The organism is Streptomyces sp. NPDC090025 (assembly GCF_044748125.1).
In the GTDB taxonomy this organism is placed as follows: domain Bacteria; phylum Actinomycetota; class Actinomycetes; order Streptomycetales; family Streptomycetaceae; genus Streptomyces.
This window is the reverse complement of the sequence record NZ_JBIVFL010000010.1, coordinates 96,891-120,744: the sequence shown is the minus strand read 5'-3', so window position 1 is coordinate 120,744 and position 23,854 is coordinate 96,891. Positions and strand designations below refer to the sequence as shown.

Genomic DNA, 23,854 nt, shown 5'->3' with positions numbered 1-23,854 from the left:
CGGTCAGGCGGCCAGTCGCCGCGCCGCCGCCACCAGCGCGGCCACTCCACGCTCCGCCTTGGCGCGCGGACAGCCGAGGTTGAGCCGGACGAAGCCGGGCGCGCCGTAGGTGCCGCCCGGCGCGATGGCGACCCGTTCCCGGCTCACCAGCTCCTCCTGGAGCGCGGCCTCCTCGATGCCGAGCGGACGCAGGTCGATCCAGGCCAGATAGCCGGCCTGCGGCGGGGTCCAGCGGACCTCGGGGAGTCCGGCGGCGAGCTGCTCCCTGGCCAGTTCCAGGGTTCCGGCGACATAGCCGCGCAGCGCGTCCAGCCAGCGGGCGCCGTGCCGGTAGGCGCCGACATGGGCGGCGAGGGAGAGCGCGGACGGCGAGCCGAGGCCCTCGCCGGTCTCCATCCGCCGGATGAACTCGACCCGCTCGTCCGGGTCGCCGAGGAAGCCGTACGAGCCGGAGAGCGCGGGGAAGTTGAAGGTCTTCGAGCCGGAGGTCAGCAGCGCCCAGCGGCTGCCCCGGCCCGGCTCGGCGATCGCCGTCCACGGGGTGTGCCGGTGCCCGGCGCCGGTCAGGTCGGCGTGTATCTCGTCGCTGACGACGGCCGTGCCGTGCCGCTCGGCGAGCCGCGCGAACTCCTTCAGCTCCGCCTCCCGCCACACCCGCCCGGTCGGGTTGTGCGGCGAGCAGAGCAGCAGCATCCGGCTGTCGGGCCTGGCCAGCTCGCGTTCCAGCGCCTCGGGGTCGTCGAGCGGCACCTCGCGCAGCTCCCGGCCGAGACCGGTGACGACCTTGCGGAAGCCGTCGTACGTGGGACTGTGCACGACCACGCCCTGGCCCGGCGCGGTCCACATCCGCAGCAGCTGGGAGAGCTGGGAGAGCACCGAGGGCGCGAACACCATGGACTCCGGGTCGACGGCGACCCCGTGCCGGTCGGCGTACCAGTCCCGTACGGACTCCCGGAACTCGCCGAGCCGCCAGTCGGTGTAGCCGAAGACGCCGTGGTCCACCCGGGCGCGCAGCGCGTCGAGGACCGCGGGCGGGGACGGGAAGTCCATGTCGGAGACGGTGAACGGGACCAGGTCCGGCACGCCGAAGCGGTCCGGGAGCCCGTCCCAGGTCACCGAGGCCGTGCCCCGCCGGTCGGTCGCACGGTCGAAGTCGAAGACCTCGGACACCTCGGACACCTCGGACACCTGGAATGCGTCGGACACCTGGAATTCCCCCCTCGGAGACGGACGGACACGACGACGGGCCCGGCACCACGAGGGTGGTACCGGACCCGTCGAACGACAAGACCTGCTTCAGCTGCCCGCGGGCAACTGCTTACTTCATCTTCTGACCGGCGGAGCGCAGCGCGACACACGCCTCGGTCACGCGCGCGGCCATGCCCGCCTCGGCGAGCTTGCCCCAGGTGCGCGGGTCGTAGGTGGACTTCTTGCCGACCTCGCCGTCGACCTTCAGGACACCGTCGTAGTTGCGGAACATGTGGTCCACGACCGGGCGGGTGAAGGCGTACTGGGTGTCGGTGTCGAGGTTCATCTTCACGACGCCGTTCTCGAGCGCGGTGGCGATCTCCTCGGCGGTGGAGCCGGAGCCGCCGTGGAAGACGAAGTCGAACGGGGACGCCTTGCCGTACTTCTCGGCGACGCCCGCCTGGAGGTCCTTGAGCAGCTCGGGGCGGAGCACGACGTTGCCCGGCTTGTAGACGCCGTGCACGTTGCCGAAGGAGGCGGCGAGCAGGTAGCGGCCCTTCTCGCCCAGGCCCAGGGCCTCGGCGGTGCGGATCGCGTCGTCGACGGTGGTGTACAGCTCGTCGTTGATCTCGTGGGTGACGCCGTCCTCCTCGCCACCGGTCGGGGTGATCTCGACCTCGAGGATGATCCGGGCGGCGGCGGCCTTGGCCAGCAGCTCCTGGCCGATGGCCAGGTTGTCGGTCAGGGTCTCGGCGGAGCCGTCCCACATGTGCGACTGGAAGAGCGGGTTCTCACCGCGCGCGACGCGCTCGGCGGAGACCTCGATCAGCGGCCGGACGTAGGTGTCCAGCTTGTCCTTGGGGCAGTGGTCGGTGTGCAGCGCGACCGTGATGTCGTACTTCGCGGCGACGATGTGCGCGAACTCGGCCAGGGCGACGGCGCCCGTGACCATGTCCTTGTTGTACTGGCCGCCCAGGAACTCGGCGCCACCGGTCGAGATCTGGATGATGCCGTCGCTCTCGGCCTCCGCGAAGCCGCGCAGGGCGGCGTGGAGCGTCTGCGACGAGGTGACGTTGATGGCCGGGTAGGCGAACTTGCCTGCCTTCGCCCGGTCGAGCATCTCGTTGTAGACCTCGGGGGTTGCGATGGGCATTCGTCCGCTCCTTGTGATGTGCGGGTATGTACGTGCTGAGCCCTGACCTGGGGGCGACGTCATCGTCGCCCCCATCTTTCCAGACTCCTGTGCGAGGTCCCATGGCCGTTCCACGACCTGGGCCGGGGTGTTTCACGTGAAACACCCCGACTTTCATCAAAGTCGCAGGTCAGAAGCGATCCGCACCCGCTCCCGGGACCTAAGTCACGACTTTGAGGAGCAGGGTCCGATTAGGCCAGACCGAGCTCGTCGAGCGCGAAGGCGTAGCGGTACGGAACCCCGGCCGTCGTGCTGATCTTCTCGCCCGCGCCGGTCGCGCGGTCGACGATCGTCGCCACGGCGACGACCTCGGCGCCCGCCGCGCGGGCCGCCTCGACGGCGGTCAGCGGCGAGCCGCCGGTGGTGGAGGTGTCCTCGACGATCAGGACCCGGCGGCCCTTGATGTCCGGGCCCTCGACCTGGCGCTGCATGCCGTGCGCCTTGGCGGCCTTGCGGACCACGAAGGCGTCCAGGCGCTCGCCGCGCGCGGCGGAGGCGTGCAGCATCGCGGTCGCGACCGGGTCGGCGCCGAGGGTGAGGCCGCCGACCGCGTCGAAGTCGAGGTCCTTCGTCAGTTCGAGCATGACCTGGCCGACCAGCGGCGAGGCGGCGCCGTCCAGCGTGATCCGGCGCAGGTCGACGTAGTAGTCGGCCTCCAGACCCGAGGAGAGGGTCACCTTGCCGTGCACCACGGCCTTGTCCTTGATCTGCTGGAGCAGGTCAGCGCGTACGTCAGTCATGCCCAGAAGCTTAGAGGCGGCGCCAGCGCCAGGTGGTCTCGACCTCCAGCGGGTCGATCGGGGTGACCAGGCGCGGCAGCGTGTTCAGGCCGTTCGGGGGCCCGGACTGCGGTTCCACACAGACCGCGTCGGCCGGCTCGTCGTACACGACGACCCATTCGGCACGGCTGGTGAGCTTCAGCTCGACGCTGCCCGGCCAGGTGAGGGTGACGTCGACGCCGTCCGGCATGCCGAAGGCGTCGTCCCAGGGGCGCGGCAGCGGCTCGATCCGGCGCCCGGTGGGCAGATGGTCGGCGCCGCGCTCCTCCTGCCAGGCCGGGTGGAAGTCCAGCTCGACCTCGGGGCCGCCGTCGACGCTGCGGCGGAACCAGGGGTGCCAGCCCGCCTGCGCCGGGAACGACACCCCCGCCGTCTCGACGCCGAGCCGCAGGGTGAGCGCGTCCTCGGTGAGCTCGACGACCTGGGTGACGGTGCCCCGGTACGGCCAGGGGTCGGTCAGTTCGGCGGTGAACGCGGCGGTGGACCCGGTGGCCTGGACGGTCTTCCAGGCGACATCGCGCACGGTGCCGTGCAGGGCGTGCGGGGCGGCGTGCTCGCTGACCGGGAGCACGTGCTCGACGGCGCCGTCGCGGAACCGCGCGTTGCCGGTCCGGCCCGCCCACGGCGCCATCACGAAGCAGCCGAACCGGGGCCCCTGGAGCAGCAGTTCGGTGCCCCCGATGCGGAGGCTGTCGATCCGGCAGCCGTGCTCCGGATCGAGGGTCAACTCGGCGTCACCGGCCGTCAGTCGCGTCAGAGTGGTCACCCTCCGACCTTATGGCCTGACCGGTCCGTGTCCTGCGGCGCCTCAGCGGCGGCGTCAGCGGCGCCGCCGCCAGGCGCGGCCGACGACCACGGCGGAGGCGAGCGCCAGCGCGGCGGCCGGGGCGATCCAGCGGAGCGTGGTGGCGGCGCTCGACGCCTCGACGGCGGGGACGGGGGCGTACCGGCCGCGCGGCGGGGCGTGGTCGACCTCCTCCGCGCTGCGGCCGATCATGGTCCGGCGGGCGTGGGCGGCCTCGGCGGGCTGTCCGCCGCTGCCGAAGCCGCGCCCGACGGCGTCCGCGCGCGGCCCGGCCTCCTCGTCATCGGCCTCGTCGTCGGCGTCGGCGTCGGACCCGTCGTCGGCATCGGCGTCGGCCCCGTCCTCGTCGTCGAACTCCGCGTCGGCGTCCCGGTCCAGGGACGGCGGCGGCACCGGCGCGTCGAAGACCGAGCCCCGCCCACCGCCTCCCGCCGCACCGGCCCCGCCCGGCTCCTCGACACCGTCGTCCACCCCGTCGTCGTCGACATCGGCGTCGGCATCGGCGTCGACGTCACCGGCCTCGCCCTCGGCGTCCGCCGCCGCGTCGGCCTCCGCCGCGACCTCCGCCTCGACGTCGGCGACCGCCACCAGCGCCTCCGCGAACCGGTCGAGCAGCCGTGCGCCCGCCGCCGCGCGCGCCTCCGGGTCCGTCTCGGCGAGCCGCCCGGACGCCGTGACCGCGCCGCCGAAGCCGATCGAGGTGCCCTCGGCCACCGGGGTGAGGGCGAGCGTCAGGTCGAGCGCGGCGGTGCCCTTGCCCCGCACCTCCATCCCCTCGCCCACGACCGCGAAGCGGGCGCCGTGCCCGGTGATCCGCAGCACGCCCCGGTAGGTGATGGTGTTGCCGCCGACGCGGACCTTCAGACGGCCCGCCAGCGGCCCGGCCCCGTCGGCGTCCTGCTGGAAGCCGGGGACACAGCGGGCCACCCGCGCGGGGTCCGTCAGAGTGGCGCGCAGGACCTCGGCCGGGACCGGGACGAACACCTCATGCTCCATGGAAGCCGAGCCTACTCAGGCCCGGCCCGCCCGTCGCCCGTCCCGGCGGAGCCGCGCGGGCGGTGGCGCGGTCGGTGCCCGGTCGGTGGCGCCGGTCAGTAGCGGGGGTGGACCAGGGTCGACGGCGGGAGATCGGCCGCCGCCGCTCCGGTCCTGGTCTCCTCGATCCGGGCCGCGGCCAGCGTGAGCACCCGCGGGGACAGCGAGCGCAGCGGCGGCGCGGCCGGGTCGAGCCCCAGCACCGGCGCCCCCCGGTCCACGCCGAACCCGGCCGCCGAACCCGCACCCGTACCGGAGCCCGCACCCGTACCGGAGCCCGCACCCGAGCCCGCACCCGATCCCGAGCCGGAATCCGCATCTCCGCCGCCCCCGCCCGGCACCGCCGCGAGCAGGAACCCCCACTCCCCCTCGCCCGGCGGCCCGTCGCCGGGCCCGCGCCCCGCCCGGTCGGGTCCCGCGGTCAGCCCGGAGGTGCGGCCCCCGGCGGCGTACGGCCGGGTGGCGAGCCCGGCCGCGCGCAGGGTGGCGTCGACCGTCCAGTAGGCGCGGGGCCGGGCGGCGGCGGAACCGGCGTGCACCACGAGCCGCCCGCCGTCCGTGAGGGCGCCCCGCGCGAGCCCGTAGAACTCCTCCGAGTAGAGCTTGGCGCTGGGGGTGATCCCGGGGTCGGGCAGATCGGAGATCACCACGTCGTACCGTTCCTGCACGGGCCGCGAACCGCGCAGCCAGGAGAAGGCGTCGCCGTACGCCACGGTCACCCGGGGGTCCCGGAGGGCGTGCCGGTTGAGCGCGGCGAGGTCGGGGTCGGTGCGGGCGAGCCGGACCACCCCGGGGTCGAGCTCGACGACGGTGACCGCGCGGACGTCCGGGTAGCGCAGCACCTCGCGGGCGGCGAGGCCGTCGCCGCCGCCGAGGATCAGCACCCGGGTGTGCGGCCCGTTCATCGCGGGGTGCACCAGGGCCTCGTGGTAGCGGTACTCGTCGTGGCCGCCGACCCGCAGCCGGCCGTCCAGGAACAGGTCGGGCGGGCCGCCGCGCTCGCCGGTCAGCACCACCTCCTGGATGTCGGTGTGCACGGCGACCCGGATGCTGTCGCCGTACACCGCGCGCCGGGCGGCCTGTTCGAAGTCGTCGACGAGGACGGTGGCGGTGCCGAGGACCGCGAGCACCGAGACGTTGGCGCCGATGAGGAGCGTCCGGGAGCGGGCGGTCAGATCGCGCCGGAACAGCCAGAGCACCAGGCCGCCGCCCGCGACGGCGTTGACGGCGCCGGTGACCAGGGCGCCGGTGAGCTGGCCGAGCCAGGGCAGCAGCAGGAACGGAAAGGCGAGCCCGCCGACCAGCGCGCCGACGTAGTCGGCGGCGAACAGGTCGGCGACGGTCCCGGCGGCGTCCTGCCCGCCGCGCCCGCGCCCGGCGCCCGCCGTCCCGCCCGCGGGGGCGTCCGCACTCCCGCTCCCGTCCGCGCGCTGGATCAGCGACATGAGCAGCGGGATCTCGGCGCCGATCAGCACCCCGATGGTCAGCGAGAACGCCACCAGCACCCAGCGGGACTCGCCGAACCAGGCGAAGGACGCGTACAGCACCATCGCCGAGGTGCCGCCGACCAGCGCGAGCCCGCACTCGACCAGGCCGAACCCGGCCGCGGCGCGCGGCCGCAGCCGCTTGGCGAGCAGCGAGCCGACGCCCATCGCGAAGACCATGACGGACAGCACGACGGACGCCTGGGTGACCGAATCGCCGATCAAGTACGAGGCGAGCGCGACCAGTTCCAGCTCGTAGACGAGCCCGCACGCGGCGCAGACGAACACCACCGCCAGGACCGGATACCGCACCCCACCAGGCCGTTCGGGCAGCCGCGCCGCCCGCTTGGGCGGTCGGGGCAGGGTCAGGGGCGGGTCGATCATGTTCGTAACGCTACGTCACGCACGTATCGCCGTTTGTCACCCACACGAGTGCACCTGAGGCGTACGCGCATGGTCGCGTGCGCGCCGGGTCAGAGCGAAGCGGGCATACGCGCCCCGATCCTGGTGCGGGTCACCACCAACTGCCCTTCCTGCGGGTACGCGTGCCAGGTGCGCCAGCGCACCTGACCCTCGTGCCGCTGGGCGAGCATCGCCGTGAAGGCGTGGGGTGAGCCGGGGAAGGTCCCGGCCAGGCCGTGCGGATGGTCGGCGACCAGGGCGAGGAGTTCCTGGGCGCGGCCCGCGAACGAGCCCTGGGTCAGGGTCTCGACGCGGGCCGCGAACTCGTACTCCCACTCGCCGACCCGCTTGGACACACCCAGCGGCAGCGGGGTGCTGCTGCCGGGCATGCAGGCGACGGTCTCCGAGCAGCTGCGGTCGGCCTCCTCCAGGAGCACCTGGTGGGAGGCGCCGAGCAGCCGCAACTGCAGCTTCGCTCCGGCGAGTTCGAGGTCGAGCACGGCGAGCGCCGGCAACGGGTCACGGCCCAGTGCCCAGGCCAGGTCGGCCGCGCGGGTGTCGGTGTAGGAGGTCTTCAGGGTGGTGAGCATGGATCGGCTCCGCAAACACGGTTTGACGGGTGGGCCGGGGGCGTCCCGGTGAACGGATTCGACCGGGAGTGGGGATCGCCGGCTCGGTTCCACACACGGTCCGAGGGCTGGATGTTCTCGACAGCGAGGGAATCATGAACCGTGGGCAGCCCACAGCGTTTTTACCCAACTTGACGTGGTTTCCATCCCCTCGGGGGCCCCACGGTTCAACTGTTCAGTCGGAATCGATCGCGTGGTTCCCACAAACGCCCAACAGACGCGTCCTCCGCAAGCGTTGCGCGAGGACGCGCCCGCCCCGGGTCCGCTCAGTCGCCGCCCCCGCCGCAGCCCCCGCCACCGCAGGACGAGGAGGCGCCGCAGGACGACGAACCGCACGAGGAGGAGGAGCAGCCGCCCCCGCCGTCGCCGCCGCTCGACCAGCGGCCCCGGCGACGGCGCCGCCGGTTGCGCGAACCGCCGCCCGAGGCGGCCGAGAATCCGATGATCACCAGAATGATCAGTCCGAGGACCAGGAAGATGGACATGTCGTTCCCCCGTGAGTGAAGTGAGAGGAGCCGCGCGCGCTCCGGGCGCGTGCTCTGCGAGGGGGATTCCCGCCCCGGAACGGGCCGAAGCGCACTTGAGCAAGTCCAGAGCTTCGGCCCAGGATGGCGGTCATGACACGACCGCTGCTCAACCGCCGCCTCGCGGAGTTCGGTACGACGATCTTCGCGGAGATGTCCGCGCTCGCCGCCCGGACCGGTGCGATCAACCTCGGCCAGGGCTTCCCCGACACCGACGGCCCGGAGGAGATCCGCGAGGCCGCCGTCCGGGCGCTGCGCGACGGGCGCGGCAACCAGTACCCGCCGGGCCCGGGCGTGCCCGAGCTGCGGGCCGCGATCGCCGAGCACCAGCTGCGCCGCTACGGCCTGTCCTACGACCCCGACAGCGAGGTCCTGGTCACCGCGGGCGCCACCGAGGCGATCGCGGCGGCGCTGCTCGCACTGGTCGAACCGGGTGACGAGGTGATCGCCCTGGAGCCGTACTACGACTCGTACGCCGCCTGTGTCGCGATGGCGGGCGGCACCCGGGTCCCGGTCACCCTCCGGCCGCACGACGGCGCGTTCGCCCTCGACCTGGACGAGCTGCGCGCGGCGGTCACCGACCGCACCCGGCTGATCCTGCTCAACACCCCGCACAACCCGACCGGCACGGTGCTGAGCCGAGCCGAGCTGACCGCCGTCGCCGAACTCGCCCAGGAGCGCGACCTGCTGGTGGTCACCGACGAGGTGTACGAGCACCTGGTCTTCGACGGCGCCGAGCATGTGCCGATCGCGAGCCTGCCCGGCATGCGCGAGCGGACCGTGACGATCGGCTCGGCGGGCAAGACGTACTCCTTCACCGGCTGGAAGGTCGGCTGGATCACCAGCACGCCCGAGCTGACGAGCGCGGTCCGCTCGGCGAAGCAGTTCCTCACCTATGTCGCCTCGGGCCCCTTCCAGTACGCGGTCGCCGAGGCGCTGCGCCTGCCGGACAGCTTCACCGACGGCCTGCGGGCCGAACTCCAGGCCAAGCGCGACCTGCTGACCGAGGGTCTGACGGCGGCCGGCTTCGGCGTCCACCGCCCGGCCGGCACCTATTTCGTCACCACCGACATCCGCCCGCTCGGCGAGCACGACGGCTTCGCCTTCTGCCGGGCGCTGCCGGAGCGGGCGGGCGTGGTGGCCATCCCGAACGCGGTCTTCTACGACCACCGCGAGGAGGGCGCCCCGTTCGTGCGCTTCGCCTTCTGCAAGCGGACGGACGTCCTCGCGGAGGCGGTGGACCGCCTCAAGCGCCTGACTCGCTGACAGGCGCGCCAGGTGGAAGTTCGGGAGCAGGGCCTGCCTCGGCTGGGCCCTGCCTCCGAGGGTGAACTACTCGGTGTCCTTGGGATGCCGAGTGGATGCGTAGACCAGAATGACGGTCGAAGTCTCCGGGCTGACGAGGTAGCGGACCCTGCCACCACTCGTGATCTCGTACTCCCATTGTTCCAGCGCGGAACCCTTCCACTCCTTCATGGCGAGCCGCCCGCGAAGCTGGTGCTGACGGTTCCAGTGCTCACGCGACACCGGGTCGGTACGCAGCGCCTCCAGGCAACGGTGAGCGCTTGAAAGCGCCACCCGGCACAGCTCCTCCCAGCCGGTCACCGCCTCTGTGGTCCCGAACACCACGTTCCATCCGCTCAGCGGCGGAACGCTGACACGATCGCCCTTCTTCGGGCTCACCCGCCCACCTCGACCGGACCCAGGTCATCCCCGTCGAGCGGACGCAGAGCTTCCTTGAGCTGCTCCGGATCGGCATGGATACGAGCCGTCGCCCTCCAGGAGACGAGCGCGCGGTGCACAGCCTCCCGGGCACCCAGCTCCGCCGCATCTGAAAGCGCTTCCAGGAGCTCGACGGTGAACGCGCGCATCTCTTCGTCGTCCAGGTGCCGCACCCATGGGAATACGTCGGGCAGCGCCAACAGAAGCGACCGGGCCCCGTCATCGTGCTTCATGAGCGCGAGGAAGAGCCGTGACGCCGTCGTGAGGTTCTCCTCGGTGCGCTCCGCGTGCACGGCGGTCGTCAGCACCATGTCGGGTGCGTCCCGATGAGTGACGCGCAGAGCACCCAGGGCGGCAGCCCGAGCAGCTACAGCCTTCGGGTTTCTGGACAGATCCGTGAACGAAACCGACTCGGGCTCGGCTCCCAGGTAAGCAAGGCTCATACTCAGACTGTACTCAGATTGTGTTCTGATTGCCAGGGTCGTGCGAGCGCCCTGTGCGCACACCTTGCCCTTCTGCAAGCGGACGGACGTCCTCGCGGAGGCGGTGGACCGCCTCAAGCGCCTGACCTGACGAGCCTCCCGCGCCCCCACTCCCCCAGCCCAGACCCTGGTCAGCGCCCTGACCAGGGCCCCCGCTAGGGTCCTGCACCGGCGTTCGAACATCCGGCGCCCGTACTCCCAGGGGGGATCCGCATGTCCGCAGGAGAGTTCCGGCCGAGCCGCAGAGCCATGCTCGGCACCTTGGCCGGGGTGGCCGCCGCCGGGGCGCTGCCCGTCGTCGCGGCGACGCCCGCCGCCGCCGCTGTGCCCGCCGTCGGCATGGTGGGGCCGACCGACACCGCGCCCCCGGCCGGGCCCGTGCGCGCCTTCGCCGCCGGGCCCGACGGGCGGCTGCCGATGGCCGTCGACCCGACCGACGCCTGGCACTTCGCCCCGCACCCGGCGGGCGCGCTGACCACCCGCACCCTCGCGGGCGGGCTCCTCCAGGTGTCCGACCAGGCCGGGGTGCTCGCCACCCTCACCACCGGGGCGCGCACGGTGACCCTGCGCGGGCCGAAGCGCTGGTTCAGCGAGCAGAAGAAGCCGTTCGCCGACGGCTTCGCGCGGACCGTCCCGAGCGGCTGGGGCTCCTCGCCCGGCGGCGGCACCTGGTCCCACCACAACGGCGCCACCAGCGAGTACGGCCTTGAGGACGGCCGCGCGTACATCGCCTTCGGCCCCGGCAACGCCGGGAAGTCCCGCTACTCCCTGCTGCCCGACGAGGAGATCGGCGACGTCTCCGTCCGGGCCCGGTTCTCCTTCGACAAGCTGCCGGCCGGCGCGCCCGTCGCGCTCGCCCTCGTGTTCGGCGCCGAGAACGTCAGCAACCACTACCGGGCCCGGCTGACGCTCAGCCCGGCGGGCCAGCTCTCGTTCTCCCTGGAGAAGGAGTGCGTGGACGAACTGACCGTGCTCGGCGCGCCGATCACGCTGCCCGGGACGTTCGCCCCGTTCGACCACTGGTGGGTGCGCGTCGAGAAGCGCGGCGACCTGCTGCGGGCCAGGACCTGGAAGCACGGCGTCGCCGAGCCCGAGGACACCTGGCACCACAGCCTGTACGACCTGGAGCCGGACCCGGAGCGGGTGTTCCGCAAGGGCGCGGTCGGCGTGCGCGGGCTCCTGTCGAACGGCGGCACGGCGGCCCTGCAGGGCCGGGTCTACGACTTCGCCGTCGACTCGGCGCTGTGGGTGGACCCGCCGGTCGTGCACCACGACACCTGGGTGCGGGTGCTGCCCGCGCCCTTCGACGGCGCCTGGACGGCGGCGATGGAGCAGCGGATCCGCGCCTGGGCCGCCGACACCACGCCGGACGCCCTCGCGTACACCGCGATGTTCCGCGCCCACGCGCCCAAGGTCACCGATCCCGCCCAGCCGGACCAGCAGGTGCTCGGCGCCGCCGGGTACAGCAAGGTGGACGCGGCCGGGCTGCGGTACGTCGGCGCGGACTTCCACGAGTACCTGGGCGTGCCGTGGACCTTCCCGGTCACCGGGGTGACCGTGCCCGCGGAGGAGAAGTTCAAGGGCTGCATGGACTGCTCGGGCTTCGTGCGGATGGTGTACGGCCACCGGATGGGCATCCCGATGCTCGACTCCGGGCACGACGGCGTGAACCTGCCGCGCACCTCCAAGTTCCAGTCGGCGTACGGCCCCGGCGTGGTCGTCGCGCAGGAGTCCGCCCAGGCCCCGTCGCTCGCCGCGATGCGGATCGGCGACGTGGTGTTCTTCGACGCCACCGGCACCGACGAGGTCGCCGACCACACCGGCATCTACCTGGGGTACGACCAGTACGGCAACCAGCGGTTCGCCTCCAGCCGCAGGACGCCGAACGGTCCGACGATCGGCGACGTCGGCGGCCGGTCGGTGCTCAACGGCAACCCCGGTGAGCTGTACACCGAGAAGCTGCGGGTGATCCGCCGGTTCTGACGGGCGCGCCCCCGCCGTGCCGCGGGCCCGGTCAGGTAAACCGACTTGTCGGGTCATGACCGGTTTTCCCGCGCGCACGGAGGTGCCCCTTGTCCGCCGAGACTCTGCAACGCCCGGCGTCCGCCACCGCCGCCCCCGTCCGGCGGGTGCCCCGCTGGCGGGCCTCGCTGCACCGGGCCGCTCCGGCGCTCGGCCTCTTCGCCGCCGCCCGGCTCACCGGAATACTGGTGCTCGCCCTGTGGGCCTGGCACATCGGGCGCTCCCCGCGGGCGCTGCTCGCCAAGTCCTGGGACTCCGACTGGTACACCCGGATCGCCGCGCACGGCTACGGGCACACGCTGACCTGGGGCCACGGCGTGGTCCAGTCGGACCTGGCGTTCTTCCCGCTCTACCCGGGGCTCGTCCGGGCGGTCACCACCGTCCTGCCGGTCAGCGGCGGCACCGCCGGGCTGCTGCTGTCCTGGACGGCGGCGGCGGTCGCCGCCTGGGGGATCTTCCTGGTCGCCGAGCGGCTGTGCGGGCGCCCGGTCGCCGTGCTCACGGTGCTCCTGTGGGGCCTGCTGCCCCACTCGATCGTGCTGACCATGGCGTACACCGAACCGCTGATGACCGCCTTCGCGGCCTGGGCGCTGTACGCGCTGCTCACCCGCCGCTGGCTGTGGGCGGGCGCCCTCGCCGCGCTCGCCGGTCTGTCCCGGCCGAACGGCGTCGCCATCGCCGCCGCCGTGCTCGCGGCCGTCGCCCTGGAGCTGTGGCGGCGGCGCGGCCGGGTGCCCTGGCGGATCTGGGCGGGCGGGGCGCTCGCACCGGTCGGCTGGCTGTCGTACCTGCTGTGGGTCGGCGCCCGGCGCGGCGATCTGCTGGGCGGCTACTTCGCCGTGCAGGACGGCTGGACCTCGCGCTTCGACTTCGGCCGTGGCGCGCTGCGGTTCGTCCGGGAGATGCTGCGGGGGCCGACCCAGTTCGGCTTCACGATGGCGCTGCTGATCACGGCGGCCGGGGTGCTGCTGTTCGCGCTGCTCGCGTACGGGGAACGGCCGCCGCTTCCCGTACTCGTCTACACGGCGGTGCTCGTCCTCATCACGGTCGGCGGCTCCGGCTTCTTCGAGTCCAAACCGCGCTTCCTGCTGCCCGCGTTCCCGCTGCTGCTGCCGCTCGCCCGCGCCATGACGAGAGCCCGGCCGGGCGCCGCGATCGTGGTGATCGCGGGCCTGGCCGGGCTCTCCTTCGCCTACGCGCCGTACGCGCTGACGCTCGCCCGCATGGCCCTGTGAGGGACGGCGGGGACCGGCAGGGACGGCGTGGGTCCGGTGACTACTCCGAGTCGCCGGACTCCTTGTCCTCCGGGGACTCGAGACCGAACGTCTCGACGATCCACTTGTCGAACTCGATGGAGGCGCGGACCCAGCTGACCGTCGAGGACACGAAGTGCTCCAGCGACACACCGGTGCCGATCAGCATCTGGGCCTCGCCGATGAGACGGAGGGTGGCGGCGCCGTCCTCGTCCTCGTGCAGGTGGGTGTAGACCTTCGGCCACAGGGTGCGGCGGTTCCAGTCGTCGATCGCGTCGAGGACGCGGGCGCGGTCGTCCGCGGCGTGCGGACGGTCGTAGAACGTGCGGACCGAGAAGACCTCCTGCTCGCCCTCCCCACGGAACATGAAGTACGTGCGGAATTCCTCCCACGGCGCCGCGAGGTCACCCTCGTCGTCGGTGACGTACTTCAGCTCCATCTGGTCGAGAAGCTGCTTCACCAGGTCCTGGTCGGGAACGACGGGGCCCGCCGGTCCACCGGCCTGCGGCTGGGGCTGGGCCCCGAAATTCGGAATCGAGGACGGGTCGATGCTCACCGGGTTCTTCCCTTCGTACGGATGCACGCCATCCTCCCCCATGGCGGCCGGTCCGTGGCAACCCCCACCCGGTGCGACCGGCCGGTATCCGCTGCGGGCGGAAAGAATCGCGAAGGAATCCCGAGAGAATCCCGAAGGAATCCCGACGGACTCGCGGAATCTCCGCCCGCGGCGGGGTGCCCGTACCGGCCCCGCTATTCGGCGCGGCCCACGATCAGGCCGTCCTCGAAGCGGTCCACCCGGACCGTGTCGCCGTCCCTGACCTCGCCGGACAGGATCTCCCTGGCCAGCCGGTCGCCGATGGCCGTCTGGATCAGGCGGCGCAGCGGCCGGGCACCGTACGCCGGGTCGTTGCCCTCCTCCGCGAGCCAGGCCAGCGCCTCCGGCGTGACGTCCAGGGTGAGCCGGCGGTCGGCGAGCCTGCGGGCCAGCCGGTCGATCTGCAGCCGGGCGATCCGGGCCAGCTCCGCCTGCTCCAGGGCGGCGAAGACCACGATCTCGTCCAGCCGGTTCAGGAACTCCGGCTTGAAGCTGGCCCGCACCACGTCGAGCACCTGGCGGCGCTTCTCCTCGGCGCTGGTCAGCGGCTCCACCAGGTACTGGCTGCCCAGGTTGGAGGTGAGGATCAGGATCGTGTTGCGGAAGTCGACCGTGCGGCCCTGGCCGTCGGTGAGCCGTCCGTCGTCGAGGACCTGGAGCAGGATGTCGAAGACCTCGGGGTGCGCCTTCTCCACCTCGTCGAGCAGCACCACGCTGTACGGGCGGCGCCGGACGGCCTCGGTGAGCTGGCCGCCCTCCTCGTAGCCGACGTAGCCGGGGGGCGCGCCGACCAGCCGGGCCACCGAGTGCTTCTCGGAGTACTCCGACATGTCGATGCGGACCATGGCCCGCTCGTCGTCGAAGAGGAAGTCGGCGAGCGCCTTCGCCAGCTCGGTCTTGCCGACGCCGGTCGGGCCGAGGAACAGGAAGGACCCGGTCGGCCGGTCGGGGTCGGCGATCCCGGCCCGGGTGCGGCGCACCGCGTCCGAGACGGCCCGCACGGCCTCGCTCTGGCCGATCAGCCGGCGGCCCAGCTCGTCCTCCATGCGCAGCAGCTTCTGCGTCTCGCCCTCCAGGAGGCGGCCCGCCGGGATACCGGTCCAGGCGCCCACCACGTCGGCGATGTCGTCCGGGCCGACCTCCTCCTTGACCATGGTGTCCTTGGCGGCCTCGCGCTCCTCCTCGGTGGCCTCGGCCAGCTCCCGCTCCAGGGTCGGGATCTCCCCGTAGAGCAGCTTGGAGGCGGTGTCGAAGTCGCCGTCGCGCTGGGCCCGCTCGGCCCGCCCGCGCAGCCCGTCGAGCTGTTCCTTCAGCTCGCCGACCCGGTTGAGGGACTGCTTCTCCTTCTCCCAGCGGGCGGTGAGGCCGCGCAGCTCCTCCTCGCGGTCGGCGAGGTCGCGGCGCAGCTTCTCCAGGCGCCGGCGGCTGGGCTCGTCGGTCTCCTTGGACAGCGCGAGCTCCTCCATCCGCAGCCGGTCGACGGAGCGCTGCAGCTCGTCGATCTCGACCGGGGAGGAGTCGATCTCCATCCGGAGCCGGGACGCGGCCTCGTCGACCAGGTCGATGGCCTTGTCGGGCAGGAAGCGGGAGGTGATGTACCGGTCGGACAGGGTGGCGGCGGCGACCAGGGCCGAGTCGGCGATCTGGACCTTGTGGTGGGCCTCGTACCGGCCCTTGAGGCCGCGCAGGATCGCGACGGTGTCCTCGACGCTCGGCTCGGCGACCAGGACCTGCTGGAAGCGGCGCTCCAGGGCGGGGTCCTTCTCGATCCGCTCGCGGTACTCGTCGAGGGTGGTGGCGCCGACCATCCGCAGCTCGCCGCGGGCCAGCATCGGCTTCAGCATGTTGCCCGCGTCCATCGCCGAGTCGCCGCCGGCGCCCGCGCCGACGACGGTGTGCAGCTCGTCGATGAAGGTGATGACCTGGCCGTCGCTCTCCTTGATCTCGGACAGGACGGTCTTCAGGCGCTCCTCGAACTCGCCGCGGTACTTGGCGCCCGCGACCATCGCGCCGAGGTCGAGCGAGACGAGCCGCTTGTCGCGCAGCGACTCGGGGACGTCGCCCTTCACGATCCGCTGGGCCAGGCCCTCGACGACGGCGGTCTTGCCGACGCCGGGCTCGCCGATCAGCACCGGGTTGTTCTTGGTGCGGCGGGACAGCACCTGGACGACCCGGCGGATCTCCTGGTCGCGGCCGATCACCGGGTCGAGCTTGCCCTCGCGGGCGGCGGCGGTGAAGTCGGTGCCGAACTTCTCCAGGGCCTTGTACGAGCCCTCCGGGTCGGGCGTGGTCACCCGGCGGCTGCCGCGCGCCTTCACGAAGGCGTCCTGGAGCCGGGCCGCGGTGGCGCCCTGCTGGTCGAGCAGCTTGCCGGTCTGGCCGCCCTTGGCGGCGATGCCGAGGAGCAGGTGCTCGGTGGAGAGGAACTCGTCGCCGAGCTGCTTGGCCCGGTCGGCGGCGTCGGCGATGACCGCGAGCAGCTCGCGGTTGGGCTGCGGGGGCGCGACCGTGGACCCGGTGACGCTGGGCAGCTCGCCGAGCAGCCGCTCGGCCCCGGCCCGTACGACGGCCTGGTCGGCGCCGACGGCGACGAGCAGGTCGACGAGGTTCTCGTTGTCCTGACCGGTCAACAGCGCGAGCAGAAGATGCGCGGGGGTCAGATCGGCGTGCCCCTGGGACACGGCGCGGCTGCTCGCCGCGTTCAGCGCGTCCCGGCTCCTGTTGGTCAGTTCGGCGTCCACGTGCGGGGTCTCCTCCGGGGGTCGGATGTCAGGGTGCGGAGATCAGGGATGTCGGGGTCGACAGCTCTTCTCTGACTCGTCCAACGTACACAAAGTTGAGTCTATTCCGCTCAAGGTACCGAAGGGATACGTTCCGGCGGTAGTTTCCGGGGCATGGCCATCGACCCGAGCAAGCCCGGCGACTCGTATCTCAGCTTCTGGCGCGAGTACCACATGTGCACGCTGACCACCCCGCGCCCGGACGGCACCCCGCACGTGGTGGCGGTCGGCGTCACCTACGACCCCGAGGGCGGCACGAAGGGCATCGCCCGGGTCATCACCAACAAGCACAGCCGCAAGGTCGCCAACGTCCTGGCGGCGGGCCCGGACGGCGCACGGGTCGCGGTCTGCCAGGTCGACAAGGGGCGCTGGGCCACCCTGGAGGGCGTGGCGCGGATCCGCACCGAGGCGGAGACGGTCGCGGACGCGGTGGACCGCTACGCGGCGCGGTACGGGCGGACGCCCGCGCCCAACCCGGACCGGGTGGTCATCGAGATCGCGCTGACCCGCGCGATGGGCCGCGCGTAGGGGGTGTCCGGCGGATCAGGGTCGGGCAGGCCGGGGCGTCTGGTGCGGTGCATCGCAAGGCGCCGGAGCGTCTCGATAGCGGAGCTATCGGGGCGGTTCGGCAACGCGGCGAGGTGCCGTGCCAGGCGTCCCGGCCCCGGCCATGATCCGCCGGACACCCCCCTAGGGCGGCCGCCGGGGGCGGCGCCCCCGGCGGGGCGCTCCGGAGGGGCGCTAATCAGCCGAAAAAGTCCCGGCACAGGGAAAAGTCCCGGCACGCACAGCGGCGCCATCGCGTTTCAGGTCCGCGATGGCGCCGCTGTGTGGGGGAAGCACCTGAACGATCTACAACGACGGGGGAATCGTTCAGGCACTGCGGGGGGTGGCGGTGATGGTTCCGGTGTCGACCAGCGGCGACTCCACCAGCTGGTGGTCGCGCTGATCGAGATTGACGAAGATCATGCCGTACCTGATGGCACAGCGGACGGGCTGCGGCGCGCCGCGGGGACGGCGCAGACAGCGGTAGGCGCGGACGTCCTCGTCCTGCTCACGGGCGACCACGATCGGCTCCCCGAACAGGGTCACCATCAACGAGTCGCCACGGTGGGGGATGGCCGTGACGAGATCGATGAAGTGCCACCCGGAGCGGTAGGCCGAGGCCATCTCCCGTCGGAAGGACCGGTCGTCCGGCGGGACGGTCATGCGCCCGTGTCCGCCGGCGCGGTGTCCCACGTCGGCTCGGTCACCCGCTTCGCGACGAAGTCCCAGGTGGGCTCGCCGCCCCGCGCGGGCAGGTCCCAGGTGGGCTCACTGCGCTGCGCGGGCAGGTCCCACGTGGGCTCACCCGGCGCCGCGACCACGGCGTTGGCGGGCGGCGTGTCCCATGTGGGCTCGCCGTGGGCGGCGAAGGCACCGAGGGCAGCCGCTGCAGCAAACGCTATGGCGCCGAGTGCGCGAATCTTCCTGGTCATGGCCGATCTCCACCTCTTTTGATCACTACCTCCTCCCCCGCGAATAAGACGATGACTCACTCCGAACCCTTCCACCAGCGGTGCCAGGCATCATGTTCCTGTAATTCAGGACCCTGAGGGGGGTGCAAATGGAGACACAACGGGGTGAAAGTCTCGACGGGCATGGCCCTGGTGAGCTGTGTGAAGCCGGAAAACGCCTCTATGCCGAGGCGCTCCGGGCCGGCCGGATCGCCCGAGCCGACGCGGAACCCGTCCCCTGCCTGATCGAACTGTCCTTGCTGCACGCCGATCCGGACGACAGCCAGTGGCTGCGTCCGGTGTCCCCGTCGATCGCGCTCAACAAGCTGATCCACCCCATCGAGCAGGAGATCCAGCAGCGCCGGCAGCACGCCATCGCCCTCGCCGACACGTTCGAGCCGTTCATGACCATCAACGTGCCGGACCCCTCCGCGACGCAGGCCATCACGGTGCTCGAAGGGCTCAGCCTGATCAACGCCACGCTCGACCGGGTCATCAACGAGTGCACCGAGGAACTGCTCACCATCCAGCCCGGCAGCGGCCGCAAGCCCGAGGTGGTGCAGGCCGGACTGCGCCGGGTCGAGCCGCTGCTCGAACGCGGCATCCGGATGCGCACGCTCTACCAGCACACCGCCCGGCACCACTCCGCGACCATGGGGTACGTCGAGCGGATCAGCCCGTACGGCCTGGAGGTGCGCACCCTCGAGGAGATCATCGACCGGCTCATCGTGGTCGACCGCAAGGTGGCGTTCGTGCCCGCCCGCAGCGACCGCCGGGTCGCCCTCGAACTGCGCCACGAGGGCCTGGTGCAGTATCTCGTCGGCGTCTTCGAGCAGTTCTGGCTGTACGGCGTGCCGTGGCACGAGGAAGTGCCGTACACCCCGTCCGTCGAGGGCATCGGCGGCGTGCAGCGCTCCATCGCCAAACTCCTCGTCGAGGGCCATGTGGACGAGGCCATCGCCCGCAGGCTCGGCATGAACGTCCGCACCTGCCGGGCGCACATCGCCAAGCTCGCCGCCTCCCTCGGCAGCGGCAGCCGCGCCCAGCTCGGCTATCTCATCGCCCAGTCCGGGATCCTCGAACGCGACGACTGAACACCCCTGCCCGCGGCATGTCGTGAGGCCCCCTCCACAGCTGTGGAGGGGGCCTCACGACGTACGGAAGGGGAAACCGAAGGAGCGAAGGGCGGACGGGCGCTACTCGCCGCGCTTGTGGCCGGGCCGCCAGACCACCAGCGCGCTGGCCTGCTGCACATCCGTGTACGGCACCAGATCGCGCCGGTACGAGGCGTGCACCTGGGCCTCGCGCTGCCGCATCGCGGCCGCCGCGCCCTCGACCGCGCTGGACAGCTCGGCCACCCGCGCCTGAAGCGCGGCGACCTGGTTCTCCAGCTCGATGATGCGCTTGATCCCGGCCAGGTTGATGCCCTCGTCCTGGGACAGCTGCTGCACCTGACGGAGCAGCTCGATGTCCCGGGCCGAGTAGCGGCGGCCGCGGCCGGCCGTGCGGTCCGGCGAGACCAGACCGAGCCGGTCGTACTGACGCAGCGTCTGCGGATGCAGACCCGACAGCTGTGCCGCCACCGAGATGACGTACACCGGGCTCTCGTCGGTCAGTTCGTACGGGTTGCGGCGGCGCCCATCCATGTCCTCAAGCTCCCTTCGCGGCCTGGAACAGCTCTGCCCTGGGGTCCTCGCCCGCGGTCGCCTCGCGGAACGTCTCCAGAGCCTCGCGCGCCTTGTCGCCCAGCTCCGCGGGAACCGCGACCTCCACCGTGATGAGCAGGTCGCCGCGGGTGCCGTCCTTGCGGACCGCGCCCTTCCCGCGGGCGCGCATGGTGCGCCCGTTGGGGGTGCCGGCGGGCAGCTTCAGCGTCACCGCCGGGCCGCCGAGCGTCGGCACCTTGATCTCGCCGCCGAGCGCCGCCTCGTCGAACGTGACGGGCACCGTGACGGTGAGGTTGTCGTCCTTGCGGCCGAACACCGGGTGGGCGTCGACGTGCACGACGACGTACAGATCGCCGTTCGGCCCGCCGCGCTCACCGGGCGCGCCCTTGCCGCGCAGCCGGATCCGCTGCCCGTCGGAGACGCCCGCCGGGATGCGGACCTGCATGGTGCGCGAGGACTTGGCCCGGCCGCTGCCCTTGCAGACGTCGCAGGGGGTCTCGGCGATCAGGCCGCGGCCCTTGCAGTCGACGCAGGGGTCGGTCAGCGAGAAGCCGCCGCCGCTGCCGCGCGAGACCTGCCCGGTGCCGACGCAGGTCGGGCACACCCGGGGGGTGCCGTTCTTGTCGCCGGTGCCCGAACACGCCTTGCAGGGCTGCTGGCTGGACATCCGCAGCGGCACCGTGGCGCCCTCGATGGCCTCGGTGAAGCTGAGCGTCACCTCGGACTCGATGTCCTGGCCGCGGCGCGGCTGGGTGCGGGTGGTGCCGCCCCCGCCGCCCCGGTTGAACAGGCCGCCGAAGACGTCCCCGAGGCCGCCGCCGAAGCCGCCGGCCCCGGCGCCGCCCTGGCCCTGGGCGCCCCCGAAGAGGTCGCCCAGGTCGAAGTTGAACGACCCGCCCGCACCGCCGGGACCGCCGGCCCGGCCCCCCTGATTAAAGAGGGCACCGTTCCCGAACAGGGCGCGGGCCTCGTCGTACTCCTTGCGCTTCTTCGGGTCGCCGAGGACGTCGTTCGCCTCGGAGATCGCCTTGAAGCGCTCTTCCGCCTTGGTGTCGCCCTTGTTGGCGTCCGGGTGGTTCTCGCGGGCGAGCTTCCGGTACGCCTTCTTGATCTCGGCGTCGGTGGCGTCCTTGGGGACGCCGAGGACCTTGTAGTAGTCCTTCTCGACGAAGTCCTTCGTGCTCATCGACGTCCCTCCTCTCGGACGATCACGGCGTCACCCCTCGTCGGGGCCACCGTTCTCCTCGTCGGCCTGCTTGTCTTCCTTCGCGGCCGGAGCCGCGCCCGGCTGGGGCTCGGCGACGGCCACCCGCGCGGGGCGGACCGTACGCTCGCCGATCCGGTACCCCGGCTGCAGGATCGCCACGCAGGTCGTCTCGGTGACGTCCGGCGCGTAGCTGTGCATCAGGGCCTCGTGGATCGTCGGGTCGAAGGGCTCGCCCTCCTTGCCGAACTGCTGCAGACCCATCTTGGCGACGGTGGTCTCCAGCGACTCGGCGACCGACTTGAAGCCGCCGAGGAGCTCGCCGTGCTCCCGGGCCCGGCCGATGTCGTCGAGCACGGGCAGGAGCTCGGTCAGGAGGTTCGCGACGGCGATCTCCTTGACCGTGATCCGGTCCCGCTCCACCCGGCGACGGTAGTTCTGGTACTCCGCCTGCAGCCGCTGGAGGTCACCGGTGCGCTCGCCGAGCGCCGTACGGGCCTGGTCCAGCTGCGCCAGGAGTGCCACGTCCGTGGCGTCCCCGGCCGGGGCCGCGTCCTCCGCCGCAGCGGCGGAGTCGGCGGCCTCGGTCTCCTCGGGCGTGCCGTCGGCGGGGACGTCGGGCTTCTCCTCGAAGCCCGGGGTCTCCTCCGACATCAGACAGCGCCACCCTTCGGCTTCTCGTCGTCGACGATCTCGGCGTCGACGACGTCGTCGTCGGCGGCCTGGGCCTGACCGGCACCGGCGTCGCCGCCCGCGGCCTGACCGGCCTGGGCGTCGGCGTAGAGCGCCTGGCCGAGCTTCTGCGAGACGGCCGCGACCTTCTCGGTGGCGGTGCGGATCTCGGCGGTGTCCTCGCCCTTGAGCTTCTCCTTCAGCTCGGTGAGGGACGCCTCGACCTCGGTCTTCACGTCACCCGGGACCTTGTCCTCGTTGTCCTTGAGGAACTTCTCGGTCTGGTAGACGAGCTGCTCGCCCTGGTTGCGGGTCTCGGCGGCCTCGCGGCGGCGGTGGTCCTCCTCCGCGTACTGCTCGGCCTCCTCACGCATCCGGTTGACCTCGTCCTTCGGCAGCGAGGAGCCGCCGGTGACGGTCATCTTCTGCTCCTTGCCCGTGCCCAGGTCCTTCGCGGTCACGTGCATGATGCCGTTGGCGTCGATGTCGAAGGAGACCTCGATCTGCGGGACGCCGCGCGGGGCCGGCGGAAGGCCGGTCAGCTCGAACATGCCGAGCTTCTTGTTGTACGCCGCGATCTCGCGCTCGCCCTGGTAGACCTGGATCTGCACGGACGGCTGGTTGTCCTCGGCCGTCGTGAAGATCTCGGAGCGCTTGGTCGGGATGGTCGTGTTGCGCTCGATCAGCTTGGTCATGATGCCGCCCTTGGTCTCGATGCCGAGGGACAGCGGGGTGACGTCGAGCAGCAGGACGTCCTTGACCTCGCCCTTGAGGACACCGGCCTGGAGCGAGGCGCCGATGGCGACGACCTCGTCCGGGTTCACACCCTTGTTGGCCTCCTTGCCGCCGGTCAGCTCCTTGACGAGCTCGGCGACGGCGGGCATCCGGGTGGAGCCACCGACCAGGACGACGTGGTCGATCTCGCTGAGCGAGATGCCGGCGTCCTTGATCACGTTGTGGAACGGCGTCTTGCAGCGGTCCAGCAGGTCCGCGGTGAGCTGCTGGAACTGGGCGCGGGTGAGCTTCTCGTCCAGGTGCAGCGGGCCCTCGGCGGAAGCCGTGATGTAGGGCAGGTTGATCGTGGTCTCGGTGGAGGAGGAGAGCTCGATCTTGGCCTTCTCGGCGGCCTCGCGGAGGCGCTGGAGGGCCATCTTGTCCTTGGACAGGTCCACGCCGTGACCGTTGGCGAACTGCTTCACCAGGTAGTCGACGACACGCTGGTCCCAGTCGTCACCACCGAGGTGGTTGTCACCGTTGGTGGCCTTCACCTCGACGACGCCGTCGCCGATCTCCAGGAGGGACACGTCGAAGGTGCCGCCACCGAGGTCGAAGACGAGGATGATCTGCTCGTCCTTGTCGAGGCCGTACGCGAGGGCCGCGGCGGTCGGCTCGTTGACGATGCGCAGGACGTTGAGGCCCGCGATCTCACCGGCCTCCTTGGTGGCCTGGCGCTCCGAGTCGTTGAAGTACGCGGGGACGGTGATGACCGCGTCGGTCACCTTCTCGCCCAGGTACGCCTCGGCGTCGCGCTTCAGCTTCTGCAGGATGAACGCGGACATCTGCTGCGGGTTGAAGGTCTTCCCGTCGAGCTCGATCTTCCAGTCCGTGCCCATGTGACGCTTCACGGACCGGATGGTCCGGTCGACGTTGGTGACCGCCTGACGCTTGGCGACCTCGCCGACGAGCACCTCGCCGTTCTTGGCGAAGGCGACGACGGACGGCGTGGTCCTGGCGCCCTCGGCGTTGGTGATGACGGTGGGCTCGCCGCCTTCGAGAACGCTGACGACGGAGTTAGTCGTGCCCAGGTCGATGCCGACCGCACGTGCCATTTCGATTCCTCCAGCTGACTGACTTGAGTGGAACTGACTCAAGGATGCACCAGCCCGGGACGAGAGTCAACAGACCTGAGTGGGCTCGACTCAA

23 protein-coding genes are annotated in these 23,854 nt (G+C 71.9%); 5 read left to right on the top strand and 18 right to left on the bottom strand.

The window, feature by feature from the left end; genetic code table 11:
* Positions 1-3: 3 nt before the first annotated feature.
* The 8 genes from ACIPXM_RS22790 to ACIPXM_RS22755 all read right to left on the bottom strand — a co-directional run bounded on the left by ACIPXM_RS22790 (position 4) and on the right by ACIPXM_RS22755 (position 7,999).
* A complete protein-coding gene (locus ACIPXM_RS22790; protein ID WP_401658166.1) occupies positions 4-1,206 on the bottom strand; it encodes a MalY/PatB family protein in 1,203 nt (400 codons plus the stop codon).
* Positions 1,207-1,318: 112 nt separating this feature from the next.
* A complete protein-coding gene (gene fbaA / locus ACIPXM_RS22785) occupies positions 1,319-2,341 on the bottom strand; it encodes a class II fructose-bisphosphate aldolase (RefSeq protein ID WP_401658164.1) in 1,023 nt (340 codons plus the stop codon).
* 230 nt (positions 2,342-2,571) lie between these two features.
* Positions 2,572-3,120 (bottom strand): orotate phosphoribosyltransferase, encoded by a 549-nt coding sequence (pyrE, locus tag ACIPXM_RS22780; RefSeq protein ID WP_401658162.1) that lies wholly within the window; start codon positions 3,118-3,120, stop codon positions 2,572-2,574.
* A gap of 10 nt (positions 3,121-3,130) precedes the next feature.
* Positions 3,131-3,925, bottom strand: a complete 795-nt coding sequence (locus ACIPXM_RS22775) for an aldose 1-epimerase (protein WP_401658160.1) — start codon at positions 3,923-3,925, stop codon at positions 3,131-3,133.
* A gap of 54 nt (positions 3,926-3,979) precedes the next feature.
* A complete protein-coding gene (locus tag ACIPXM_RS22770) occupies positions 3,980-4,960 on the bottom strand; it encodes an SRPBCC family protein (protein ID WP_401658158.1) in 981 nt (326 codons plus the stop codon).
* A 95-nt stretch (positions 4,961-5,055) separates the two neighbouring features.
* Positions 5,056-6,867 (bottom strand): polyamine aminopropyltransferase, encoded by a 1,812-nt coding sequence (locus ACIPXM_RS22765; RefSeq protein WP_401658156.1) that lies wholly within the window; start codon positions 6,865-6,867, stop codon positions 5,056-5,058.
* A gap of 89 nt (positions 6,868-6,956) precedes the next feature.
* Entirely contained in the window at positions 6,957-7,475 is a 519-nt protein-coding gene (locus ACIPXM_RS22760; RefSeq protein ID WP_401658154.1) for a DUF2617 family protein, read from the bottom strand.
* 305 nt (positions 7,476-7,780) lie between these two features.
* On the bottom strand, positions 7,781-7,999 hold the full coding sequence (locus ACIPXM_RS22755; protein WP_401658152.1) for a hypothetical protein: 219 nt from the start codon (positions 7,997-7,999) through the stop codon (positions 7,781-7,783).
* Between the two features lie 123 nt (positions 8,000-8,122).
* Between ACIPXM_RS22755 and ACIPXM_RS22750 the strand changes: the two genes are divergently transcribed.
* Positions 8,123-9,304, top strand: a complete 1,182-nt coding sequence (locus ACIPXM_RS22750; protein WP_401658150.1) for a pyridoxal phosphate-dependent aminotransferase — start codon at positions 8,123-8,125, stop codon at positions 9,302-9,304.
* Positions 9,305-9,370: 66 nt separating this feature from the next.
* Here the strand turns inward: ACIPXM_RS22750 and ACIPXM_RS22745 are convergent, their stop codons facing one another.
* Together ACIPXM_RS22745 and ACIPXM_RS22740 are read right to left on the bottom strand one after the other, a co-directional pair.
* The gene (locus ACIPXM_RS22745) at positions 9,371-9,721 is read right to left on the bottom strand and encodes a hypothetical protein (protein WP_401658148.1); all 351 of its coding nucleotides are present in this window, start codon (positions 9,719-9,721) and stop codon (positions 9,371-9,373) included.
* On the bottom strand, positions 9,718-10,203 hold the full coding sequence (locus ACIPXM_RS22740) for a prevent-host-death family protein (protein WP_401658146.1): 486 nt from the start codon (positions 10,201-10,203) through the stop codon (positions 9,718-9,720). The genes ACIPXM_RS22745 and ACIPXM_RS22740 overlap by 4 nt, the downstream gene beginning before the upstream one ends.
* Positions 10,204-10,455: 252 nt before the next feature.
* Between ACIPXM_RS22740 and ACIPXM_RS22735 the strand changes: the two genes are divergently transcribed.
* A complete protein-coding gene (locus tag ACIPXM_RS22735; RefSeq protein ID WP_401658144.1) occupies positions 10,456-12,225 on the top strand; it encodes a C40 family peptidase in 1,770 nt (589 codons plus the stop codon).
* Between the two features lie 89 nt (positions 12,226-12,314).
* Entirely contained in the window at positions 12,315-13,499 is a 1,185-nt protein-coding gene (locus ACIPXM_RS22730) for a glycosyltransferase family 39 protein (protein ID WP_401658142.1), read from the top strand.
* A gap of 40 nt (positions 13,500-13,539) precedes the next feature.
* On the opposite strand, the gene ACIPXM_RS22725 is transcribed toward ACIPXM_RS22730, so the two are convergent.
* Positions 13,540-14,073, bottom strand: a complete 534-nt coding sequence (locus ACIPXM_RS22725; protein WP_401658494.1) for a YbjN domain-containing protein — start codon at positions 14,071-14,073, stop codon at positions 13,540-13,542.
* 194 nt (positions 14,074-14,267) lie between these two features.
* Entirely contained in the window at positions 14,268-16,853 is a 2,586-nt protein-coding gene (gene clpB, locus ACIPXM_RS22720) for an ATP-dependent chaperone ClpB (RefSeq protein ID WP_401658140.1), read from the bottom strand.
* 153 nt (positions 16,854-17,006) lie between these two features.
* Between clpB and ACIPXM_RS22715 the strand changes: the two genes are divergently transcribed.
* Positions 17,007-17,420 (top strand): pyridoxamine 5'-phosphate oxidase family protein, encoded by a 414-nt coding sequence (locus ACIPXM_RS22715; RefSeq protein ID WP_401658138.1) that lies wholly within the window; start codon positions 17,007-17,009, stop codon positions 17,418-17,420.
* 345 nt (positions 17,421-17,765) lie between these two features.
* Here ACIPXM_RS22715 and ACIPXM_RS22710 read toward each other — a convergent pair whose 3' ends face one another.
* Together ACIPXM_RS22710 and ACIPXM_RS22705 are read right to left on the bottom strand one after the other, a co-directional pair.
* Positions 17,766-18,101: a (2Fe-2S)-binding protein gene (locus ACIPXM_RS22710; RefSeq protein ID WP_401658136.1), complete on the bottom strand. Its 336-nt coding sequence runs from the start codon at positions 18,099-18,101 to the stop codon at positions 17,766-17,768.
* On the bottom strand, positions 18,098-18,370 hold the full coding sequence (locus tag ACIPXM_RS22705) for a hypothetical protein (RefSeq protein WP_401658134.1): 273 nt from the start codon (positions 18,368-18,370) through the stop codon (positions 18,098-18,100). The genes ACIPXM_RS22710 and ACIPXM_RS22705 overlap by 4 nt, the downstream gene beginning before the upstream one ends.
* 128 nt (positions 18,371-18,498) lie before the next feature.
* On the opposite strand from ACIPXM_RS22705, the gene ACIPXM_RS22700 reads away from it, so the two are divergent.
* Positions 18,499-19,482 (top strand): helix-turn-helix transcriptional regulator, encoded by a 984-nt coding sequence (locus ACIPXM_RS22700; protein WP_401658132.1) that lies wholly within the window; start codon positions 18,499-18,501, stop codon positions 19,480-19,482.
* Positions 19,483-19,584: 102 nt separating this feature from the next.
* Here ACIPXM_RS22700 and ACIPXM_RS22695 read toward each other — a convergent pair whose 3' ends face one another.
* Genes ACIPXM_RS22695 through dnaK form a run of 4 tightly spaced genes read right to left on the bottom strand, consistent with a single transcriptional unit; the run spans position 19,585 to position 23,760 of the window.
* Positions 19,585-20,034, bottom strand: coding sequence for a heat shock protein transcriptional repressor HspR (locus ACIPXM_RS22695; protein ID WP_401658130.1), 450 nt, complete (start codon positions 20,032-20,034; stop codon positions 19,585-19,587).
* A 4-nt stretch (positions 20,035-20,038) separates the two neighbouring features.
* Positions 20,039-21,241: a molecular chaperone DnaJ gene (dnaJ, locus tag ACIPXM_RS22690; RefSeq protein WP_401658128.1), complete on the bottom strand. Its 1,203-nt coding sequence runs from the start codon at positions 21,239-21,241 to the stop codon at positions 20,039-20,041.
* Between the two features lie 30 nt (positions 21,242-21,271).
* A complete protein-coding gene (gene grpE, locus ACIPXM_RS22685; protein WP_401658126.1) occupies positions 21,272-21,913 on the bottom strand; it encodes a nucleotide exchange factor GrpE in 642 nt (213 codons plus the stop codon).
* Positions 21,913-23,760, bottom strand: coding sequence for a molecular chaperone DnaK (gene dnaK / locus ACIPXM_RS22680; protein ID WP_401658124.1), 1,848 nt, complete (start codon positions 23,758-23,760; stop codon positions 21,913-21,915). Before dnaK ends, grpE begins: the two co-directional genes overlap by 1 nt.
* Positions 23,761-23,854: the final 94 nt, after the last annotated feature.

Excerpts from the sequence above, each read along its gene's own strand:
- fbaA (WP_401658164.1), bottom strand. The coding sequence starts at position 2,341 with ATGCCCATCGCAACCCCCGAGGTCTACAACGAGATGCTCGACCGGGCG.
- pyrE (WP_401658162.1), bottom strand. The coding sequence starts at position 3,120 with ATGACTGACGTACGCGCTGACCTGCTCCAGCAGATCAAGGACAAGGCC.
- ACIPXM_RS22770 (WP_401658158.1), bottom strand. The coding sequence starts at position 4,960 with ATGGAGCATGAGGTGTTCGTCCCGGTCCCGGCCGAGGTCCTGCGCGCC.
- ACIPXM_RS22765 (WP_401658156.1), bottom strand. The coding sequence starts at position 6,867 with ATGATCGACCCGCCCCTGACCCTGCCCCGACCGCCCAAGCGGGCGGCG.
- ACIPXM_RS22760 (WP_401658154.1), bottom strand. The coding sequence starts at position 7,475 with ATGCTCACCACCCTGAAGACCTCCTACACCGACACCCGCGCGGCCGAC.
- ACIPXM_RS22755 (WP_401658152.1), bottom strand. The coding sequence starts at position 7,999 with ATGTCCATCTTCCTGGTCCTCGGACTGATCATTCTGGTGATCATCGGA.
- ACIPXM_RS22750 (WP_401658150.1), top strand. The coding sequence starts at position 8,123 with ATGGCGGTCATGACACGACCGCTGCTCAACCGCCGCCTCGCGGAGTTC.
- ACIPXM_RS22740 (WP_401658146.1), bottom strand. The coding sequence starts at position 10,203 with ATGAGCCTTGCTTACCTGGGAGCCGAGCCCGAGTCGGTTTCGTTCACG.
- ACIPXM_RS22735 (WP_401658144.1), top strand. The coding sequence starts at position 10,456 with ATGTCCGCAGGAGAGTTCCGGCCGAGCCGCAGAGCCATGCTCGGCACC.
- ACIPXM_RS22715 (WP_401658138.1), top strand. The coding sequence starts at position 17,007 with ATGGCCATCGACCCGAGCAAGCCCGGCGACTCGTATCTCAGCTTCTGG.
- ACIPXM_RS22710 (WP_401658136.1), bottom strand. The coding sequence starts at position 18,101 with ATGACCGTCCCGCCGGACGACCGGTCCTTCCGACGGGAGATGGCCTCG.
- ACIPXM_RS22705 (WP_401658134.1), bottom strand. The coding sequence starts at position 18,370 with ATGACCAGGAAGATTCGCGCACTCGGCGCCATAGCGTTTGCTGCAGCG.
- ACIPXM_RS22700 (WP_401658132.1), top strand. The coding sequence starts at position 18,499 with ATGGAGACACAACGGGGTGAAAGTCTCGACGGGCATGGCCCTGGTGAG.
- ACIPXM_RS22695 (WP_401658130.1), bottom strand. The coding sequence starts at position 20,034 with ATGGATGGGCGCCGCCGCAACCCGTACGAACTGACCGACGAGAGCCCG.
- dnaJ (WP_401658128.1), bottom strand. The coding sequence starts at position 21,241 with ATGAGCACGAAGGACTTCGTCGAGAAGGACTACTACAAGGTCCTCGGC.
- grpE (WP_401658126.1), bottom strand. The coding sequence starts at position 21,913 with ATGTCGGAGGAGACCCCGGGCTTCGAGGAGAAGCCCGACGTCCCCGCC.
- dnaK (WP_401658124.1), bottom strand. The coding sequence starts at position 23,760 with ATGGCACGTGCGGTCGGCATCGACCTGGGCACGACTAACTCCGTCGTC.